Genomic DNA, 18,717 nt, shown 5'->3' with positions numbered 1-18,717 from the left:
GGTTTATCTCCCACGCGCGCCACAGCGGTGACAGACAGTGGGAGATCGACGTAGACGCTTAGATGAGTGTTGCGTTGTACTTTGCGAGATGGGATCTGACCAGCTCCACTCCGGCGCGGTCATCGAGCACGATCGGGCCCCGGGAGACGGTCATCAGATCATGCAGCCCCACACCGGCATTGGGCTTGATGGTCATGACGACGGAGAACCTGTCCTCGTCGTTGCGTGCCCGGTACTTGATCCCGAGAACCCCGTCGGTCCCGTGCAGGATGGATGCCGCCCAGTCCCGGGTGATCCGGTAGTCGACGGGGTCGCATTTCGTCAGCCAGGTGTCCTGACCGATCGCCGCCAGATGTGAGCCGTGCACCAGTGCGACGGGGACGTCGTCGGTGACGGTGACCTGGGACAGGACTCGACCGGCCAGCTTGGCCTTCCGCAAAATTCTCGGAACGTGATCATCGAGCGGCAGCGACCGGCAGTAGGTCTCCGCGATGCAGGTGGAGATGTCCTCCCCGAAATAGCTGTAGTGGTACGACCCGTCGGAGGAGTCGAACCGACCGCCTCCCGCTCCCGCCGGGGTCGGATTCAGGGTCAAGACGCCCCGGCTCGGGTCGCCGGAGTGGATGCGCCAGAGCTTGGTTCCCGCGGTGAGCGACCCGATATGCGCGGTCACCGATACCGGTGGTGGGCGCTTAGGCAAGGTCGTCGGTGATCTCGGCGCGCAACAACGCGCGCACGGAGTCGAACGATCCCTCGTCCAGAAGTTGGACCGGAGACTTGCGGTCTTCGGCCGACGGGTTCGGCGAGAGCCACCACGACGCGACCCCCCACGGATCATCCCGGGCACCGAGAACCACGTTGCCCTCCCGCACCACCTGATTCGCCTCGCCCGCCAGGGAGAACTGAAACTCCGGATACCGGAACTTCCCCGCCCGCTTGAGCCCGATGACCTCCCCTTTGGCGCTGAGCTTGCGCAGCGCATCGCTGGGATTGGCCCAGTTCTTGCCGTAGTTGTCGGCGACCTCTTTGGCGGAGAGATGCGGGAACGACAGGATGCGTTCGACGGCGTCGCTGAGCACCGTCTTCTCGTCGAGGATGTCGTCCGATTCGATGAGCTCGAGAATCGGGTCGTCTCGATCGATCCGTCCGGCCAGCATGATGTGGGTGACCCGGTCGGCGACCAGCCGCATGCTCGGCCTCTTGTACAGCTCGGCGCGCATCCGGGCGATGAACTCGTGGTCGCTCACGCCGCCGCGCTGCTGTTGCGGATCGGACTCGTAGCTCGAGCCTGCGGTCTTGTGCGCCATGTTCCCCTCCTTGGTGCCCGGGCAAGTACCCTTACCACTTCTATATAGAAGTCTACCGTAGATTTGCGTTCGAGGGCAGGGCCCGGAAAAGGAGGTCGCGATGTCATAGCCCGCCGAGCCGGCCCGTTCCTGGGCCGCTGCCGGCAGACGCCACTCGTGCACAGTGTGCGGGCGCCATGCCCACGGTCTGTGCGACAAGCATGTGACCAGCAGGAACGATGCGCCACGGTGTAAGGCGAATCCAACGGGCTGGAGCGTCGACGAAGACATCGAGTATGGGGGTGGGTCCCGCACACTGGGGCCGGCCCCTCGCTGATCGATTTCTCGACGATTCCCATCACACCGCTCGCGACGCCCACGTCGTCGCGAGAACCAGGTCGGGCACCACCCGCAAGAAGAACCTAGGCGGCGGTGTCAGCGGGCCTCACGCTGCTGATCGGGGCGGTCGTCGGCGAACATGGCCTCGATCCGGGACTTGATTTCTTCGGCACTGATCGCGGCGGCGTGCGCGGGACCGCGCACGCCGGCGTTGATCGCGGTGGCTGGTGTGGTCGGGGTGGTCATCGTGAGATTCCTGCCTTCGTCTCGATGTGGGGGCGATCCTGCGCGGGTGGGGCGTCGGGGTCAGAGTCCGACAGCGGTTTCGAGGAGGTCGAGTTCGGCGTCGAGGTGATCGAGCATGGGGTTCAGGTCCGGGACGGTGCGGCGGCAGCCGGTGAGGCCGAAGACGATCTGGTCGTCGCTGCTGGTGCAGGTGATGTTGAGTGCCTGCCCGGTGGTGGGGATGGAGAGCGGGTAGAGGGATTCGAGTCGGGCCCCGTTCCAGTACAACGGGGTTCGGGGGCCGGCGACGTTGGAGATGACGACGTTGAACGGTGGTCGCAGCGGACCCCGGCGGCCGAGGAACATCTCGACTCCGAGCGGGGCGGCGCCGAGTGCGCTCATCGCGAGCACCTGGGCCGGACTCATCGCCTGAAGGGCCGCCTTGCCCTCGTTCATGCAGTTGCGCACGGTCTCGAGGCGGTGCGCGGGGTTGGAGAGGTGGGTGGCCAGGTTGCACATGAGCACGCCCACCCGATTGCCTCCGGCCCCGGTATTCGGCGCGCGGAGAGAGACGGGGACCATCGCGATCAGGGGATTGTCCGGCAACGCGTCGCGGGTGTGCAGGTAGGCCCGGAGAGTGCCCGCGCACATCGTCAGCACGATGTCGTTGATGGTGGCGTCGGCGTGCTTGGCCAGCAGGCGGATCCGTTCCAGGGGGAAGGAGCGGGCGGCGACGTGCCGGGCTCCGCTGATCGGCACGTTGAACAGGGTGTGCGGCGCGGTGAGCGAGACCGCGCCGCCCTTGCCGCGGCGGGCACGGTCCATGGTGCCGACCGCTGCGGGCAGGAGTCCGGCCACCTCGCCGGCGGCGGCCCGGGCGGCGTCCCACGCCATCGAGGGCAGTGCCGAGCCGAATACCGCGGTGTCGGCGTCGCCGCTCGCGGTCGGTGCCGGGACGGCGGCGAGTGGCGTGCGCGGTTGCCAGGGAGCGGGCATGTTCCGACGGTGCGGGTCCTCGCTCATGCTGTCGCGGAGCAGTCGCATCGCCGACGCACCGTCGGCGAGCGCGTGGTGGATCTTGGTGTAGACGGCGTAGCGGCCGTCGGCGAGTCCTTCGATCAGGTGCATCTCCCACAGCGGGCGACTGCGGTCGAGCAGGGTGCCGTGCAGCCTCGACACCAACGTCATCAGTTCGGTCATGCCGCCCGGCTGGGGAAGCGCGTCGCGGCGCACGTGGTGCTCGAGATCCACCTCGTGGTGCGGGAGGTGGTCCCATCCCCACTGGCCGAGCGAGGTGACCGAACGGCGGGCCCGCTTCCGGAAAGGCGCCGCCACCTGGTCGCCGGCCAAGGCCGTGTCGAACATCGCGCGCAGATCGGCCGCCGAAGTGCCCTCTGGTGGGGTGAAGACCGCCAGGCCGCCGACGTGCATCGGATGCTCGCGGGATTCGCCGAGCAGAAACAGCGAATCGGTCGGTGCCATCGGTAACAGCATGCGTGTCCTTTACCGTTCCCGAAACCGGATCCGCCTTGCGATCCGTTCGCCCCTGGAACTGATGGTCAAGTCGATGTAATCGGCTCTCAAAGTAACGTTTATGTGTGGTTCAGATCACAAACCGGTCTCGCCGTTTCCGTTGTACAGCACCGCGGTCACCCGCGCCACCTGCGCAGATGTCCACCTCCATCTGGACGTTTGTGTAGATGGACGGCGGGCGGCGTGTGCTAGAACTGATCAGGCATCGACAGTGACGTGACTCACATCGTCTTGTCCTGCGGGGATTTGTCGGCACACCGGCGGGATCCCGGCCGATGCACGAGAGCGAAGGACCACGCCCCATGATCGAGGACACCACCGAATCACCCCTCACCCCGGTTCCCGGCCCGACGCGCCTGATTCCCCGCCGGCGGCCCGACGGTCGCGAACTCCTCGCCACCGCGAAGGGAATCCTGATCGCCGCCCGCGGCTGCAGCGACGCCCAGGCGTTCGACGAACTCCTCGACGTATCCCGCCGTCATCATCTGACCGTCCTCGGCGCCGCCCGGAGTTTGGTCGACCTCGCCGCCGGACCCGCACCCCGTCGCCGCCGGTCCGACGCCATCCGATTCGACGAATGGGACCAGCTGATCACCCAACTTCCCCCACGCCGCCACGCGCACGCGAGCTGACGCGACAGGATGCGCACGATCATGTCTGAGACCGACTGTTCGAACGACACCACCGGAACCGCATCGAGCCAACCGGGCGAGAGCGCGTCGCCGGTCGCCGACGACACGATCGTGTGGCCCGAACCCAGCCCGCTCGATTCCTGGTGGGAGCACGTGGTCCACGACCACCCGGCCCCGCCCGCCGCCGAGTCCGCACTCGGCACCGACACGTAGCTGCCCGGCGATCGGACCGAGGTCACGACTCCGGCCGAAACCGCATGCCGCGACACGTATCCCGTCGCAACTGTCGGCCATCGCCGGGATGGTCTGCGTGAGAATCGGAGAGGCGAGGGTCCTCATTTTCTGGTTGCTGATGCGGATGAGACCGAGGGTGCCGGAGCGTCCCGGGTCCGGGGTGTAACGGCTCGGCGTGCGCTTGCGTGGGCCTCACGGGCGCGAGGGTTGTGTCATGCTGGGTGCACGGTGTCGAAGTCGCGGGGGTGACATGACTACATGTGCATTGGTGCGATCCACAGGCAGACATGGCTGGACATTGCGATGCGATCTGTGCGAGCACACCTTCGAGGTCGCCGTCGCCGACCGGCCCGAAGCGGTCGCCTTTGCCCGCACCAACGGATGGATCGTCGGCGACCGCACGTGGTGCCCGATGTGCGCGGCCACCCACACCACCCGCCGCACCGCCTGAACCGCCGATCTGCTGCCCTGACCCGGGACTGCGGTTGCTCCCCCGATCAGGACGTCGGTCGGGACGTCGCGGTGAGGATGTACCGGCTCGCCCGACCGGTCGCCGTTGCCGATAACACGGCAGGCACCGTCGTTCGAGTGGTCTTATAAGGGAACGATCATCGCCGCAACGGCAACGGCGATATCGCGGCGCGGTCTTGGTAGTGGGTCACGTCCGGCCTTGGGGAGACAAACGCATGGATATGCGCATCATCGAGGTCCCATACGACGGGAGCAGGTGGTACTCGTCGAGGTGGACGGCGAGGATTTCTATCAGGGCGGGATGCTCTGGCGTCGGTCGCCAGCGTGGACGAGATGCGCCCCGTGTGGCGGGGACCGATGCTGTCGGCATGGATGACGTGATCATGCCGACCATGCACACGATTTTCGACCGAATAAGTGAGGGAATCACCTGTCCCGGACTCTGTCGAGGTCTCCGGCCATGGCGAAGCCGCCGGATTCCACGTCGACCGAATCCAGGCGCTGCAGCCACACAACGCCCGCACCCTCGACGACCGGGTGCAGGCGCTGCGCCCACATCACGACGAGGCGGTACCGATCGCCGCCGAGGAGGTGTACCAGCGGTACATCACGCACCTCACCGGATCCGCCGGTCACATCGGCAGCGGACACATCGACGCCATCCCATTGACCCCCGGCCAAGACGGCATCGGCAGTGTGTGCCCGGGTGAGTGATGATGACGCAACAGCGGAGACGGCCGATCCTGCGGACATGGTCGGCCGGCATTTCCGTCTCCCCGATTACTACGAGGTCGGGCGGGAGAAAATACGCGAGTACGCACGGGCGGTTTTCGACCCGCACCCGGCACACCGGGACGAGGCCGGCGCCGCCGACCTGGGCTACGCCGGGCTGATCGCACCGCTGACCTTCGCTTCAATGCTCGGTGGCGTCGCCCAGCAACGCGTGTTCGCCGACCTCGTCACCGGCTACGACCTGAGTCAGGTCCTGCACACCGAGCAGCGCCTGCAATTCCACAAACCCTTCACGGTGGGGGACCGCCTGATCTGCGACATCTACGTCGATTCGTTCCGCCGCAGCCACGGACAAGACCTCATCGTGATCAAGAACGTCATCACCGACGTCCACGGCACCCTCATGCAGACCACCTGGACCACCATGGTCGCCCACACTCCGGACACGGCCCCACGCACGCGACCACCTCGGCCGTAACCACCCGCAGCCCCAAACGGCCACTCGCACTCCGGGTGTGCGGTCGTCGCCGCCCGGTTCCCGCCGGTCGATGCAGGCCGGAACTCGGCGAGACTGGCGTGCTGCAGTCGTATTCGACTGCTGATCGAATGCGACCGCTCCGCCACCCACCTGTTCCACGACGAACTCCGCCGCCGGGCCGTTGCTGCCCCGCGCCACCATCGGTGACCGGTGATTGATCGGTAAACGGTCATCGATCGGGGACCGACGGGTGCGTTCGTCACTGGCCTCTTGCATCAGGCTCGGCGAGGTCGGGCTGGATGCAGGGACGTGCTGACCGTCCATCATCTGTGTGGTAGCGGTGGGCTTGCTCCGCCACGATGGGGTGCACCGACCCCGGGGCCACAGTCACCGCGGTGGACCGCAGACGCGGCACGGTGGCGCGGAGCGAACCGAGCTGGTCGTGCGAACAGCAGGGACGGTAGGAAACGGACGAGGCGTCGCTCCCTTGTGACGGGTTGCGTCTCATCGTGCGATGTCGGCGGGGTCGTCCCCGTTCCCTGCATGAACGGCCCGCCCGATTGCCTTGCAGACGTCGGGGATTGACAGTGATCGCCCAGCTCATGCGTCCGGTCTGTCGGCCCGGCCGGTGGGCGAGGCAGACCACACGTCGGTCAGGCCGCCACCGTCCGCGTAGCGGTGGATCTGGACGATGCCGGTTTGAGGTGCGGTAGGCCTGTGCGTCTCGTTGATCGCCTGAAAGTCTGAGTCGAAGGGCTTGTCGCTCGATATACCATTGCGAAAAGTCACCGTGTACTTCGGCATGTCCAGCAATATGCACTGTCGGCGTGGTGCCGCACCACAACGCCTGGATCCGTGGAGTCGCCGTGGGGACTGTCGGCGCGCGAACAGCGAAAGCGCCTCTCGTAGTGAGCGAATTCAGATTCGCCGGTCACGATTGTCCACCTACGGAGAGGCGTCCTCGGTGCACTCAACGCACACGTTCACGGCTGAGTCCGCGGTGTTCGACGAACGCAATTTTATGGCGGCGGGAGGGTCGGCATCGGTCCTCGAACTCGCCGAACAGAGCAAGGACAGCTAATTCGACGCCGAATGTGAGAGACGTACATCGGGAATTGTGCTGTCTTTCATTGCCGCGGTCAATTTTGTCGGCTGGTCTGGCGGAGATATCGCGAGGATGCCGTCATCTCGCGCGGGCAGTACAGTCGACCGGTAAAGAAAATGAGGGAGTGGTCATGGCGCGCCAAATAGTGGTCGAACACGTCGACGATATCGACGGAACGTCCATCGACGACGGAAAAGGCGAGACGATCGCCTTCTCCGTCGACGGCATCGATTACGAGATTGATCTGTCAGCGAAGAATGCGACACAGTTCCACAAGAAGCTCGATTACTACATTGAGCATGCGACAAGGGTGGGCGGCCGCAAGAACCGGACCGCAGGCACCCTCCACTCCGGCGGTAGCCCGACGAAGCCGGCACGGCGCGACCGCGACCAGGGGAGAGCGGTCCGCGAATGGGCGCGCGAGCAGGGTTACGAGGTGGGGGACCGTGGGCGGGTCCCCACGGACATCGTGGAGGCGTACGACGCAGCTCACTGACGCGCTGCCATGTTCTTGCAGCGCACCGGTCACTTCGCGGCGGCGTCGACAAGTGCCGTCCGCTGATTCGGCCCCAGACCACCGATCCGGCGGGTCTCGGGAATCGACAGCTCCTCGAGCAGTTGAGCGGCCTTGACGGGACCCACGCCGGGGAGTGATTTGAGGAGGGCGGACACCTTCGTCTTCTTCACGATGTCGTCGGACTCGGCCTTATCGAAAACCGCGCTCACTGTGAGGTCACCCGACTTCACGGCCGAGAGAAGTTCGCTGCGCAGCTTCCGTGCCCGAGCTGCCTTCGCCAATGCTGCCGCGCGCTGTTCCGGTGTCAAAGTGGGCAATGCCATGAGAACTCCTCCGAGTATCCGCGACAAATACTGCCGCTGGATGGGACTGCGCGTGCAGTAACGGCAACAAGAACGGCCATCACTTCGTCGATCGTAACAATCCGCGGAACGATTTAAAGCGGATAGCATCGCAATCCAAAATTTTCGGCTAACCAATTTAGGCTTCGATCACCGTGGGATATGGCACGAGTGAGTGGATATCAGGGGTCAGGAATTGGGGAAGGGCCGCCGATCGGGGCGAAAGACACCGCACGGCAGCAACACCGAAATCGACACCGCGAAACCCGGTAGGTTCGGACGGATCCCGGCGGGTGGCTGCGACCCTTGCGATCGGCACCGGACCCGGCACCACACGTGAGAGGCTATGCCGCCGTGCGCGGACCCCGCGGACGGGGCGCCGGTGACACGCCTAGCAATGCTAGCGGTGCTCGCTCCTCGTCCGGCAGGTTGTGCGCGCGCCACTTCTTCACGGCCCGATACAGCCACTGCCCCAATTGCTCGCCATCATCGGTGATGTAGTTGGCGGGCACCAGAGCGTTGCCGTGCTCTTCGCGGTAGGCGGCGATCGCCGTCAACATGCGCCGACGCTTCGAATCCGTCCTCGCGACCGCCGGGAGGGGTTGCCCGTTCTCGCTCCACACGAAACCGATCGCGTCGAGCTCGCTGATCCGGCTGGCCGGCAGTGTTCCGAGCATTCGGGCGACACGCTGACGGGTCTGCCACCGCCCGAGGCGGTATCCGTTGTCGGTGACGTAGTCGTCCGGGATCGGAGCGTGCGGGTGCGTGCGGCGGAACGCTGCGTACATCCGCAGTGGCGACAGTGATGCTCTGTCTTGCGCTGGTCGCTTCGACATCGATCCTCCCGCATCAATCATGAGGGTCCGGTAGTCCAATCGTCGTTCATTCAGTATGTCCACCACGTCACATATATAACAGCACCCCGCCCTCGCACTCGTGATGCAGAGCTTGCCTCGGGGGAGGGGCATTCCTCGCGACGTTGTGCGCACCATGGCCGCGCCGGAAGCCGTTCCGCAGACCTGCCGTGGAAAAGAGTCGGGAGTCTTTCGCTCCCGCAACCGGAGTGAGCCGGAAATCAAGAGTCGAGGCGAAGACGCCTTGGGGTGCCGGATCGGCGAAACAACCTCCGCGTGCTTGCATCCTGGTGCGCTGCGGCTCCGTCAACTGCTCGCTCGCGGCCACAGTCACTACCGTCACCCTTCCGTTCGCGGTGGGAGGCAGCCGGGTGTCGCCCCGCACACGACAGAACTCATCCAACCTCTGCTGGGCTCGTTCGACGGTGAGATCGTCGGACAGGGTGCGCCACCAGCACTGGGCAGCAGTGGGATTGGCCTTCTCCGCCACTCCTGTGCGGTTTCCGGACCGCGGTGGGCAAATCGCCATCGAGGCGCCGTAGCGTTTGGCGACGCCGGCGAAGCCGGCCGTGACCCGACGAAGTCGGAGTGGCAGACGGTCGCCTTCCGATCGAACCGCCAGGTTCGGGTCAGGCCCCCGAGTCTGCGGCTGACGCGGTCGACCAGATGCGCTGGGTCATGGCCGGTGCCAGGACCCCGTACCAGCGCCCGGAATGGGCGAGTGATCCGACGAGCAGGTGCGCCGCCGCACCCCGTCCCCAGGAGGCTGGTGGGTTCGGCGGGTCCACCCAGTCCCATTGTGTTTCCTCGCCGTACGTGGTCGACGTGGCGAGGTGGGGTGACGCGGCGGCGGAGTGGGTCGATTTGTCGCCGCACCGGTGCAATGGGCGGTGTGCTACCCGACGGCGCCATACGTGGAATGTTCTTGCGCTCAGCGGCGTCGGTGTGACCGACAGGGACGGGCATGAGGAGTGCGTGGCCTCTGAGTTCGTGATGTGGCTGTGGCTACTTCTTTCAACTTCGACGGAACGTGGCCTTCGTCGAGATGCTGGCATGCTGAACTGTCCTGGGTTGAGTGGAGACTCCTGATTGAACCAGGAGAATGAAGTCATGCCAGCACCGAGGAAGTACGACACCGAGACCCGTGAGCGGGTTGCAGTCTGCCGTCAACCGGTGGGGGATTGGCCTTGCTCCGTTCGTCGATTCCGGGGTCCTGGGCCCGTACGCCGAGCGGATCGGGTTCGTGGCGTCGGCGAAGGGTGAGTCTCGACGCCTGCGCACTGTCCCACATCACCGGAAAGGCGGTCCTCGAATTCGTCGTGCAGGCGCAACGGCAACACCCGGACGCCGGCATCCCCGAGCTGTTTCCCTTCTGGGAACCGCACCCGGCGATCCCTGTGCCCCCTTGTGACCCGCACAGTCGACTACGGCTTGACGTCGACGATGTTCCGCCGCATCACTTGTCGCAGGCGATACCGTCGTTGTCTCGGTCGAGCTTCGTCGAGTGGCCGGGGGTCGGGCGTGAGCTGCCGAAACCTACCGTCGCCCGATCGCGGCGGGGTGTGCGGTGAGGGTTCCTCCACTGGCACAGGTGCGGCGACCGCCGCAGGGCTCGTCCTCGCGGTTGTCGGCTTTGCCTGCATGGGCGTGGCGAAGCGACTGCCGGGTGGCTAGGGGAGGCGGAACTGTCGTCGGATCATGGCGTCGAAGGTGCGGTCGGGCAGCTTGCTGATGGCCACCGCGGCGGCGGCGCCGCGCCCAACCCGGTACCGCGGCCTGGGGTGGGGGGTGGTCGCGGCCTTGACGATGGATACGGCGACCTGATCGACGTCACTGGTGATGACCTTGTCCTGATTCGTGCGGTGGTAGGCCGCGACCGCCTCGGCCATCTGGGTGTAGGCGCCGTGCCCGGATGACTCCTGTAGGGATGCCAAGGCGTCCTCGTGCCATGGGGTGCGCACCGGGCCCGGCTGGACGACGGTGACCTGGATGCCGAACGGGCGCAGCTCGGCGCGCATGCTGTCCGAGAGGGCTTCGAGGGCGAACTTGCTGGCGTGGTACCAGCCACCCATCGGAGAGCTGAATTCCCCCGCCAGGCTGGAGACGTTGACGATGCGCCCTCGGCGCGCCTGACGCATCGGAGGCAGGAGGCGCTGGGTCAAGGCGGCGAGGCCGAAGACGTTGACGTCGAACTGGCGACGCGCCCGCGTCAGGGGCGTCTCCTCGAAGGACCCGAACTCCCCGTACCCGGCGTCGTTGACCAGGATCTCGATGGGTCCGCACTCCGCCTGCGCTGCCGCGACGGCGCGGTCGATGCTGGCCTCGTCGGTGAGGTCCAGGTGGACGGGCACCACGCCGGCCAGTTGGGCTATCTGCTCCACGCGGCGAGCTGCGCCCACTACCGGGTAACCCTGCTCAGCGAGCATCTGGGCAGTGCGGGCACCGAGTCCGGAGGATGCTCCGGTGACGAGGACGGCCCGCTTACTGTCAATGTCGTTCACAGTTCCATTACGTTACTGTGAACGACATGCGCAGTCAAGACATGGGGAGCCGGATCCTGCGCTCCGCGTGGGGACTGGACCCGCCCACGACGCGGGGGCCCAAGGCGCGGTCCAGCGTCGATGACATCGTCGCCGCCGCAATGTCACTGGCTGACGCCGACGGCCTCACCGTGGTGTCGCTGGCGGCCGTCGCCGCTGAGCTGGGACTGACGACTACCGCGCTGTACCGCTACATCGACTCCAAGGACACACTCGTCGAGATCATGGTCGACGCCGCCGTGGGCCCGGCCCCCCAGCTCGGCGAGGGTGACTGGCGCGCCCGAGCCCTGGCCTGGGCACAGCAGTTGTGGAACCGCTACCGGACCCACCCGTGGCTCGCCGACGTGCGCGCCGCAGGCATGCCTCGCTACCCGCAACGACTGGCGTGGATAGACCTGCTCTTACGTGAGCTGGACCGCGGCTCGGTGCCTGACCCCATGCACACCGCCCTGCTCCTCGACGGCCTCGCTCACACCTTCGCTCTGCTCACCGGACCGGCAAACCGCCCCGCCGCACCGCCCGCGTGGCTACTGGAAGCAGCGGCCGCGCGCTATCCCCGCCTCGCCCAGGAGCTCGATCGCGACTGGACCGACATCGAGGAGGAGTTCATCAAAGCCGTCACCACCGTCCTCCGAGGGGCCGAGCCGATGTCAGACGGAGGGTGTCCCGGAGACGCGAAAGGGGCTTGACACCGCGCCTGCAATCCGAAGGGCGGGATGTCGCCGTGGAGGCCTCGACCGGTCGCGCCAACGGTCGACAAACCTCAGTCGTTTCAGTCAGCGCAACTCCCGCAGATCGACAGGGGCCGGAACATGGGCGCTGGTGGGACCCTGAGTCGGAGAACGCCCTTCGTTGCGCCGATGGCACGCTCGCGGTGCATGGTTGTTCCTTGCCGAACGCCGCCGCTTCTCCAATCGGGAATCGGACCCCGAACTACCGCGCGACGTCCTGCATCGGCCCGGACCGGCGATCTGTTCGAGCAGATAGTCCGCGATGAACCCAGGCTGATCCCGTAGGACCAGGTGTGTCCGGCGGACAGGAGAGCAGAACTCCTCTCCGGCTTGATCAGGAGCGACGAACTTGTCGCACGCGGTAGACGACTGACACCGCGCACCTCCGAATTGGTTGTCCACACACCGTAAGACATCAACCATTCTCGAGGTCAAGCCCGAAGAGTGGAAGACGGGCGGGAGGGTCTATCGGCGGGCGAGGATGAATTGCGTCTTCTCGCAAGCGGAACCCACACCGCACACCCGCGCCGCGATCCTCTCGTGATGCCTCATGAGCTGGCGCCCAGAACGAACCAAGGACAGACGACCGACGTAGCGCAAACTATCCAACGAGGCGTTCGCTACCGATGGCATGCCACTCGACCGATCAACCGGCGCCCCGTTCGTCGCTGTGGTGAAGGCGTTCGAAGAGCTTGCTCCCACACCGGTTCCGGAACCGCCCAGTCCGCAGCGATCCACAGCTGCCGTACGTAGAGCTCGACAACGAAACGATCGGTGTCACAACCACGTACCTCGGCCCCAATGTGACGGATTGAATGACAGAGGAACGGGTAAGGGTCAGTGTCGTCTGCGACCACGCCCTCACGCATCCATCACTCTGGTGCCGAGATCGATCTTCGCGCGCTGAGTCCGTGGCCGAGGCGGCGCTCGAAAGTCGAGAAGGCGTCCGACGCCGATACCGAGTCTTCGGCGATCGAGCCGAGCACACCCACCAGAGCCCACGACAGGAACGTCAGCGTCGTGTCGATCTCGGCGTCGTCGATGTCGAGTCGGCCGCGAAGATTCTCCGCCAGGATCTCTGCGACCATCTGCTGCGTTGCACGAAGCAACACGCCGCTGCTGCGTCTGCCGACCAACGCCCGGTACAGCTCGCGGTGCTGCTCGGCCAACTGCAGCATCGTCTGCACCGGTTCCCAGAGCCGGGCAGCGTCTGCCCCGGGTTTGTGCACCGCCGCGCGCAGGTACTCGGTGCAGCTCACCACGAGTAGGTCGTCTTTGTCCCGGTAGTGACTGTAGAACGTGGATCGCCCGATATCGGCGCGGTCGAGGATGTCCTGGACAGTGGTGCGGGTGTATCCCTTTTCCAGCAGCAGTTCGATCAGAGCTTGGTGCAGGAGCCCCTTCGTCCGCCGAACACGGCGATCGGCTGACTTCACCATCGGCTGCTCCCGTCGTTACCGAACATTTCGCGATCAACTGTTCCAAATCGGACGCATCCGGGCCATTTGGTTCTGGTCCGGCAATGCTATTGGGGAAATGCTGAACTCATGTCCGATACCGAACAATCACAGTCCACCCATCGTCGACCCGGGCCGGCCAACGAAACGCCACCGGGCATTCTCATCACCCGTGTCCGCGGATACAACCTCTTCAACACGGTCTTCTTCGGCGGACGCCGACGACGACTCGACACCGCGCTCGCGGCGGAAAGCGGGGCGAGCCGCGGTGATCACGTGCTGGACATCGGTTGCGGGCCCGGACGATTCGCCGGCGCGCTCGCCGACCGGGTCGGCCCCACTGGTCAGGTCGAGGGCGTTGACGCGTCCGGGCCGATGATCGACTATGCCTCCGCGCACGCGGGCCGCACCGGCAATTGCACCTTTCATCTGGGCACGGCCCAGTCGCTGAGCCTTCCGGACGCGTCATTCGACGTGGTGACCTCGACGTTCGTGATGCACCACATCCCGGAGGATCAGAGAGAGGTCGCGCTGGGTCACATGTTCCGGGTGTTGCGCCCGGGCGGGCGGTTGCTGATCGCCGACATGCATCCACTCGATCGTCTCCGCGCCGGCGCGGTGCGTGCGCTCGCCCGGGTCGCCACCCACAACCCCGGTCACGGTCACGGTCACGGTCATGGGCATGGGGCTGACGGAGAGACGCCGCCGGATCCATTCGCCGCCGTCGATGTGCGCAGGTACATCGATTCGCTACATCGCATCGGTTTCACCGGAGTTGAGTTCCGGCCCGTCAAGCCGTCGACCGGATGTCTCGTCGCCGTGAGACCGGATGGACTGCGGCGGAGTTCGTAGCCTGGCACACCGGTCATCCCGACTGTGCCGATTGCGATTCGGATTTGTCGGGGACAGGGCGGTGAACGCTGGCGATGTCGCGCTCGACGTGGCGCCGGATATTTACCCGCGACCCCTTCGAGGCAGGCCTGTAACGGGCCACGACCCGCGCACACGGGTCGGGCAGGCTTCTGATCAAGCCACCGAAGCGAGACCGGGTCGGCGTCGCCGTCTCGACCGAGTGGACAGATCCTGGAAAGTGCACCCAGAAAGGGCCATGCGGTTCAGGGGTCACACCCAGTCGCGACGACGACACCGATCCTGCCAGCCAGCCCCGGGCCAGCCACTACAAACACTTACAGACGGTTCAGGGTGCGGTACTCCTAGCTGGACTGGGGTTGTTGGCGCGTGGACTGTTCGACGACCCAGGCGGCGATTTGTGCGCGTGAGGTGAATCCGAGTTTGGTGAGGACGTGCTCCACGCGTCCTTGGGAGGTACGCGGTGCGATCACCAACTTGTCGGCGACGGCTCTGTTCGTCAGTCCCTCGGACACCAACTCGGCGACCTGCCATTCCCGTTTGGTCAGGGTGGTCGGGCTGCCGATGCGGGTGCCGTGCGGTGTCTTCTGGTCTTCGTGGAGCGCGTAGGCACAACTCGATAATGTTGGTGAGGAACTTCATGGATCCCGTGGTCGCACAGTCCGAATGCCGCGGTGACGGTGTCACGCTTGCCGCCGACCGGTGGGGATCCACCGTCCCAGGGTGTCGGCGGATCGGATGTCGAAAGAAAAGGCTTGGTTCTGCCGCTGCGCGGCGGCGGGCAGACCCGGCATTCCTGGCGTAACACCGGTCGCAGCCTCGCGCCGGATGGCTGGTCTGCCATCGCCGTGGACGCGCGTGGGCATGGTGACAGCCAGTGGGCACCCGACGGGGACTACGGCATCGACGCACTGGTCGCCGACTTGACCTCGATCATCGCCGAGGTGGCGGAGAAGCCGGTCCTCGTCGGTGCCTCGATGGGCGGTATGACGTCGTTGATCGGGCAGGGGGAGAACCCGGATCTGGCGCGCGGTCTGGTCTTGGTCGATATCGCACCGAGGGTCGAAACGAGCGGTACCGCGGAGATCATGGCCTTCATGCGCAGTGGCCTCGAGGGTTTCGCGAGCCTGGACGAGGCTGCGGCGGCGATCGCGGCAGCCCGAACCGGGTGCGTAAGCCCAGCCCGCAGCGGTTGCGCAAGAATCTCCGTTTGCGGGATGGCCGCTGGTTCTGGCATTGGGATCCAAAGTTCCTTCGTCACGGCGACGAACCCACCCGCCAAGCGGATTCGATCGTGCGATACGAACGCGCTCGGGCCGCCGCGGCTGCGGTCACGGTTCCCACGATGCTCGTTCGTGGCAAGCAGTCCCATGTGGTCAGCGAGGAAGGCGCCAAGGAACTGCTCGAACTGATTCCGACCGCGAAGCTGATCGACGTGACCGGGGCCGGTCATATGGTCGCGGGCGACGACAACGATGTCTTCAGTGGCGGGTGAAGGATTTCTCGACGAGAACGTTGCAGCACTGCGCCACTGACGCCGGCGAGGCCTCGGACGCAACCGTTCGAGGGATCAGTTTGGATCTGCATCGGTGTCGGTTGCAGTGGCGAACCGGATTCGGCTCCGAAACCGGTGATCCGACCGAACTTTTCGCAGGCGATCAGATTGGGTTATGGCCGCGAATTCTGCACTGTTAGAAATTTTCTCGAATCCGATGGGCGGCGGGGGCGTGGGCGACCGAACCGCAGCAGACCTCGAGCGTGAACTCTCCGTGGTCTCCAACATACGCGACCGGATCCGCGCTTCGGAGGGCACGGATATCTGTACCCCGACCACCGCGGTCGACCATGTTCTCGATGAGCTCAACAGTCTCGAACGATTACCGCGGATCCGCCGTGATTTAGCCCGCATAGTGCATGAGGTCGTGGTCTCAATGAGCAACCTGTGCCGAGGGCGGTGGTGCTGGGGTGGTGCGGTTCGGCCCGGATGGCGACCAAGGATGAAGCCGTCGTGTTCGCAGTTCACAGGTGCGCGAGCATGGGGAACAGGGCGATCGCGGAGACGGTGATACCCGCTGCGCCGGCAACGACACCCAGGAGGGCCCGCAACGATGCCGCCTCGTCGTCCGCTACCGCGGACCGCGAGGTGGCGACGGCGCCGCAGACCACTGCGGTCACCCCCAGGAGGAAGCCGAGTCCGACCAACCAGAACGACGCAACGGACAGCATGCCGAGGGTGATCGACACGGCGGGCAGCCGCGACCCGTGCTGTTTCCGTATCCCGTTGTCGTCGTGGGAGGAACACATGCGGTGGTCGGCGCCGGGGCTGTCGGGGACGGCGGCGGTCATGGTCCTCCTTCTCGCTTCTCACGGTTGACGAGTGGGTCGACGGGGCAAATTGGTTTGACGAGACCGGAAGCGTCTTCAAGAACTGTTCGGGCGCAACGAGAACGGTGTGCTCGAGGCCGTTTCGATGGTCGATGATTGCGACTCGGTCGAGGGTCTCCAGCTTGTGACCTGGACCCCATAAGAATTTAGCACTCTAGTGGTAGGAGTGCTAACTCTTTTTGCTAAGTAATTTCCCTCGGTACCGTCGATTCACGCGTCTGGATGGGTGTCGGGTCGACGCCCCGGTGCTCCGACTCGGTGGCCGGCCGGTTGATGTGTTCGGCGCATCGAAGGGTCGAGCGCTGACTATTGAGCCTTACGGATCAACTTGGTTTAGGTCTTTACGAAGCTTCCCGGACTCATTGGCGTTGTCCGATACGGCGGCAGCGTCAGCCTTCGCGCTCCTCAGACGTGCGCGAGGCGTCGTTCGGTGTCCTTGCCCAATGGGCGACGCCATCGTTTGCATCCGAGTACGACCAGAAGGAGGCCGACGACCGCCATGACGGCAGGCAGCCATACTCCGAGGGTTGTCAGCAGCGTGGCGTTCTCCGAAAGGTTGTCGGCAAGTTTGGTGACTTCACTGTCGGCGGTCAGCAGCCGCACCGTCGACAACGGCAGCACAGGAACGTTCACGCCGTTGACAGGAACCGTTACGTACATGCTCTGAACTTGATCCACGTCCAGCGGCGCACCGAACTGTGTGTCAACTGCCAGCTTTACTGCGTTGGAACTGCCGAAGCCGATGTCGACAGTGTCGGGCAGGCCTGCCAGATTGTCGTGCAAGATCGCTCGTGCATCCAAAGGGACGATGTTGGCTCCAAGCAATCCCGCGATCACCGCTTTCGGAAGCTGCGGCGGGAAGTCCTTGAACTGCGCCATCACGCTGGGACTTGTGATCGGCCCGGAAGCATTGACCTCGTAGTTGTACACCGAGCGACCTTCGCGGGTGCCCTCACTGATGAACTTTGCCTGCTGCCCGCTGCGTGTAACGGAGTCGTACAGTAAGTAACCGTCTGTTTGAGGATTCATCGGGAAACTGAAGGCAATGCCCTCGTGGTCCTCGAAGGTGTTCTGCGCGTTCGGGGGAACCAGAGTTTGCTGTTGCTCAGCAGACAACTGGATGGGGCGATAGTCCACACGACTGACGGCATAGCTGTGGACGTCCTTCTGCGTCGACCCGTCGGGCAGCGTGAGCGTGGAGTTGCTGGTGACGATCGCAGTGTCGCCGTCCGTGGCTTCGACAGTCAGTGACCGGTTCGCGGTGATCGGCAGATCAGGTGTGATGAGATTCGTGAGATCGTTGGCAGCGAATGCCTCAGGATTCAACGCGCTCATCGTGCCCTCGTACTTCTGGCTTTGAGCCAAGTCGGCCGGCAACTTGCTCAGCGAGGGAACTACCACCCATCTGACGAGCATGGCGGAGCCGATCATCAGTACGCCGATCGCGAGCCATACGATCGACGACGTTCGGATTTTCGTCATTTGTTTCCTTCGTGTCTCGGGCAGATGGGCTTCGAACCCCTTGGGGAAAGGGAAACTGCAATCGCACCGCGCGGCAGGGGTCCGGCCACGGTCGGCAAATCGGATAGTGAGTGGCTGTGGGATACACGGCAGCTGAGGGGGCTTGTCGACGTGCGCCGCAAAAGGTCACGCGCAGCACAACGAGATGCGGCTGTCGATCGTGGGGTCCTTGCGGACGCGAGAGGGCTGATATCGATCCGGGTAACGCAGAACACCTCGAGATCGGTGGATGTCTGTATTGCCGAGGGCGGGCCTGACTTCAGGGCTGGGCGCACTCCAGGCAGGCACTCACTCGGATGCGTCAGAGGAATGCGAGCATACTGGGACAGAACTGGCGACCCTACCGAGTCTCCGGCACGATGTCGGAGACGCCGTCGGGTACCGACGCGGCATTTTCGGTCGCGGCCGCGAGAATAGCCGACCAGGAGCTCGTGAACAGCCCCGCAATACTGAAGATCTCGCTTCC

At 65.0% G+C, this 18,717-nt stretch carries 20 protein-coding genes and 3 pseudogenes; 9 read left to right on the top strand and 14 right to left on the bottom strand.

Translation table 11 applies throughout. From position 1 onward, the window contains the following. Window positions 1-58 precede the first annotated feature (58 nt). From JWS14_RS44000 to JWS14_RS43985, 4 genes are all read right to left on the bottom strand, one after another. Complete coding sequence (locus JWS14_RS44000) at window positions 59-673, bottom strand: RES family NAD+ phosphorylase (RefSeq protein WP_241031788.1); 615 nt, start codon at window positions 671-673, stop codon at window positions 59-61. Between the two features lie 19 nt (window positions 674-692). Then, window positions 693-1,307 carry a hypothetical protein gene (locus JWS14_RS43995; RefSeq protein WP_206016582.1) on the bottom strand — a complete coding sequence of 205 codons (615 nt, stop codon included), beginning with the start codon at window positions 1,305-1,307 and terminating at the stop codon, window positions 693-695. Window positions 1,308-1,721: 414 nt separating this feature from the next. Then, window positions 1,722-1,871 (bottom strand): hypothetical protein, encoded by a 150-nt coding sequence (locus JWS14_RS43990; protein ID WP_206016581.1) that lies wholly within the window; start codon window positions 1,869-1,871, stop codon window positions 1,722-1,724. A gap of 60 nt (window positions 1,872-1,931) precedes the next feature. Beyond that, window positions 1,932-3,344, bottom strand: a complete 1,413-nt coding sequence (locus tag JWS14_RS43985) for a WS/DGAT/MGAT family O-acyltransferase (protein ID WP_206016580.1) — start codon at window positions 3,342-3,344, stop codon at window positions 1,932-1,934. A gap of 341 nt (window positions 3,345-3,685) precedes the next feature. On the opposite strand from JWS14_RS43985, the gene JWS14_RS43980 reads away from it, so the two are divergent. From JWS14_RS43980 to hadA, 5 genes are all read left to right on the top strand, one after another. Then, window positions 3,686-4,015, top strand: coding sequence for an ANTAR domain-containing protein (locus tag JWS14_RS43980; RefSeq protein ID WP_095870648.1), 330 nt, complete (start codon window positions 3,686-3,688; stop codon window positions 4,013-4,015). 21 nt (window positions 4,016-4,036) lie between these two features. Then, a complete protein-coding gene (locus tag JWS14_RS43975; RefSeq protein WP_206016579.1) occupies window positions 4,037-4,228 on the top strand; it encodes a hypothetical protein in 192 nt (63 codons plus the stop codon). Window positions 4,229-4,547: 319 nt separating this feature from the next. Then, window positions 4,548-4,700, top strand: a complete 153-nt coding sequence (locus JWS14_RS43970; protein WP_206016578.1) for a hypothetical protein — start codon at window positions 4,548-4,550, stop codon at window positions 4,698-4,700. Window positions 4,701-5,137: 437 nt separating this feature from the next. Next, window positions 5,138-5,434, top strand: a complete 297-nt coding sequence (locus tag JWS14_RS43965) for a class I SAM-dependent methyltransferase (protein WP_206016577.1) — start codon at window positions 5,138-5,140, stop codon at window positions 5,432-5,434. Further along, window positions 5,415-5,930 carry a (3R)-hydroxyacyl-ACP dehydratase subunit HadA gene (gene hadA / locus JWS14_RS43960; RefSeq protein ID WP_415651138.1) on the top strand — a complete coding sequence of 172 codons (516 nt, stop codon included), beginning with the start codon at window positions 5,415-5,417 and terminating at the stop codon, window positions 5,928-5,930. The genes JWS14_RS43965 and hadA overlap by 20 nt, the downstream gene beginning before the upstream one ends. A 600-nt stretch (window positions 5,931-6,530) precedes the next feature. Here hadA and JWS14_RS43955 read toward each other — a convergent pair. Then, window positions 6,531-6,734, bottom strand: coding sequence for a hypothetical protein (locus JWS14_RS43955; RefSeq protein WP_133987300.1), 204 nt, complete (start codon window positions 6,732-6,734; stop codon window positions 6,531-6,533). A 431-nt stretch (window positions 6,735-7,165) separates the two neighbouring features. Between JWS14_RS43955 and JWS14_RS43950 the strand changes: the two genes are divergently transcribed. Continuing rightward, window positions 7,166-7,531: a histone-like nucleoid-structuring protein Lsr2 gene (locus JWS14_RS43950; RefSeq protein ID WP_133987298.1), complete on the top strand. Its 366-nt coding sequence runs from the start codon at window positions 7,166-7,168 to the stop codon at window positions 7,529-7,531. Between the two features lie 29 nt (window positions 7,532-7,560). Here JWS14_RS43950 and mihF read toward each other — a convergent pair whose 3' ends face one another. From mihF to JWS14_RS43930, 5 genes and pseudogenes are all read right to left on the bottom strand, one after another. Beyond that, window positions 7,561-7,875 carry an integration host factor, actinobacterial type gene (gene mihF, locus JWS14_RS43945; protein WP_206016576.1) on the bottom strand — a complete coding sequence of 105 codons (315 nt, stop codon included), beginning with the start codon at window positions 7,873-7,875 and terminating at the stop codon, window positions 7,561-7,563. 362 nt (window positions 7,876-8,237) lie between these two features. Next, a complete protein-coding gene (locus JWS14_RS43940) occupies window positions 8,238-8,729 on the bottom strand; it encodes a helicase associated domain-containing protein (protein ID WP_095870715.1) in 492 nt (163 codons plus the stop codon). 325 nt (window positions 8,730-9,054) lie between these two features. Beyond that, window positions 9,055-9,562, bottom strand: a pseudogene (locus JWS14_RS50760) (IS21 family transposase); the annotation flags it as partial. Window positions 9,563-10,203: 641 nt separating this feature from the next. After that, a complete protein-coding gene (locus JWS14_RS43935) occupies window positions 10,204-10,338 on the bottom strand; it encodes an excalibur calcium-binding domain-containing protein (RefSeq protein WP_133988036.1) in 135 nt (44 codons plus the stop codon). A 79-nt stretch (window positions 10,339-10,417) separates the two neighbouring features. Further along, window positions 10,418-11,248, bottom strand: coding sequence for an oxidoreductase (locus JWS14_RS43930; RefSeq protein WP_208328759.1), 831 nt, complete (start codon window positions 11,246-11,248; stop codon window positions 10,418-10,420). Window positions 11,249-11,274: 26 nt separating this feature from the next. On the opposite strand from JWS14_RS43930, the gene JWS14_RS43925 reads away from it, so the two are divergent. After that, entirely contained in the window at window positions 11,275-11,976 is a 702-nt protein-coding gene (locus tag JWS14_RS43925; RefSeq protein ID WP_095870643.1) for a TetR/AcrR family transcriptional regulator, read from the top strand. Window positions 11,977-12,890: 914 nt separating this feature from the next. Here the strand turns inward: JWS14_RS43925 and JWS14_RS43920 are convergent. Continuing rightward, window positions 12,891-13,457, bottom strand: coding sequence for a TetR/AcrR family transcriptional regulator (locus JWS14_RS43920; protein WP_241031787.1), 567 nt, complete (start codon window positions 13,455-13,457; stop codon window positions 12,891-12,893). A 108-nt stretch (window positions 13,458-13,565) separates the two neighbouring features. Between JWS14_RS43920 and JWS14_RS43915 the strand changes: the two genes are divergently transcribed. Then, a complete protein-coding gene (locus tag JWS14_RS43915; RefSeq protein ID WP_206016575.1) occupies window positions 13,566-14,327 on the top strand; it encodes a class I SAM-dependent methyltransferase in 762 nt (253 codons plus the stop codon). A 362-nt stretch (window positions 14,328-14,689) separates the two neighbouring features. Here the strand turns inward: JWS14_RS43915 and JWS14_RS43910 are convergent. Next, window positions 14,690-14,965 (bottom strand): annotated as a pseudogene (locus JWS14_RS43910) (response regulator transcription factor); the annotation flags it as partial. Between the two features lie 20 nt (window positions 14,966-14,985). On the opposite strand from JWS14_RS43910, the pseudogene JWS14_RS43905 reads away from it, so the two are divergent. Then, window positions 14,986-15,880 (top strand): annotated as a pseudogene (locus JWS14_RS43905) (alpha/beta fold hydrolase). Between the two features lie 484 nt (window positions 15,881-16,364). On the opposite strand, the gene JWS14_RS43900 reads toward JWS14_RS43905, so the two are convergent. Together JWS14_RS43900 and JWS14_RS43895 are read right to left on the bottom strand one after the other, a co-directional pair. Further along, entirely contained in the window at window positions 16,365-16,691 is a 327-nt protein-coding gene (locus JWS14_RS43900) for a hypothetical protein (protein WP_241031785.1), read from the bottom strand. Between the two features lie 444 nt (window positions 16,692-17,135). Beyond that, window positions 17,136-18,212, bottom strand: a complete 1,077-nt coding sequence (locus JWS14_RS43895) for a porin PorA family protein (RefSeq protein ID WP_095870638.1) — start codon at window positions 18,210-18,212, stop codon at window positions 17,136-17,138. Between the last annotated feature and the right edge of the window lie 505 nt (window positions 18,213-18,717).

The organism is Rhodococcus koreensis (assembly GCF_017068375.1).
Taxonomy (GTDB): domain Bacteria; phylum Actinomycetota; class Actinomycetes; order Mycobacteriales; family Mycobacteriaceae; genus Rhodococcus_F; species Rhodococcus_F koreensis.
Note: the sequence above shows the minus strand (reverse complement) of the source record. Positions and strands in the feature narration are given on the sequence as shown.

What these genes read in the sequence shown, in the direction of transcription:
- JWS14_RS43995 (WP_206016582.1), bottom strand. Translation starts at nt 1,307, where the DNA reads ATGGCGCACAAGACCGCAGGCTCGAGCTACGAGTCCGATCCGCAACAG.
- JWS14_RS43990 (WP_206016581.1), bottom strand. Translation starts at nt 1,871, where the DNA reads ATGACCACCCCGACCACACCAGCCACCGCGATCAACGCCGGCGTGCGC.
- JWS14_RS43985 (WP_206016580.1), bottom strand. Translation starts at nt 3,344, where the DNA reads ATGCTGTTACCGATGGCACCGACCGATTCGCTGTTTCTGCTCGGCGAA.
- JWS14_RS43980 (WP_095870648.1), top strand. Translation starts at nt 3,686, where the DNA reads ATGATCGAGGACACCACCGAATCACCCCTCACCCCGGTTCCCGGCCCG.
- JWS14_RS43975 (WP_206016579.1), top strand. Translation starts at nt 4,037, where the DNA reads ATGTCTGAGACCGACTGTTCGAACGACACCACCGGAACCGCATCGAGC.
- JWS14_RS43955 (WP_133987300.1), bottom strand. Translation starts at nt 6,734, where the DNA reads ATGCCGAAGTACACGGTGACTTTTCGCAATGGTATATCGAGCGACAAG.
- JWS14_RS43950 (WP_133987298.1), top strand. Translation starts at nt 7,166, where the DNA reads ATGGCGCGCCAAATAGTGGTCGAACACGTCGACGATATCGACGGAACG.
- mihF (WP_206016576.1), bottom strand. Translation starts at nt 7,875, where the DNA reads ATGGCATTGCCCACTTTGACACCGGAACAGCGCGCGGCAGCATTGGCG.
- JWS14_RS43940 (WP_095870715.1), bottom strand. Translation starts at nt 8,729, where the DNA reads ATGTCGAAGCGACCAGCGCAAGACAGAGCATCACTGTCGCCACTGCGG.
- JWS14_RS43925 (WP_095870643.1), top strand. Translation starts at nt 11,275, where the DNA reads ATGCGCAGTCAAGACATGGGGAGCCGGATCCTGCGCTCCGCGTGGGGA.
- JWS14_RS43920 (WP_241031787.1), bottom strand. Translation starts at nt 13,457, where the DNA reads ATGGTGAAGTCAGCCGATCGCCGTGTTCGGCGGACGAAGGGGCTCCTG.
- JWS14_RS43915 (WP_206016575.1), top strand. Translation starts at nt 13,566, where the DNA reads ATGTCCGATACCGAACAATCACAGTCCACCCATCGTCGACCCGGGCCG.
- JWS14_RS43900 (WP_241031785.1), bottom strand. Translation starts at nt 16,691, where the DNA reads ATGACCGCCGCCGTCCCCGACAGCCCCGGCGCCGACCACCGCATGTGT.
- JWS14_RS43895 (WP_095870638.1), bottom strand. Translation starts at nt 18,212, where the DNA reads ATGACGAAAATCCGAACGTCGTCGATCGTATGGCTCGCGATCGGCGTA.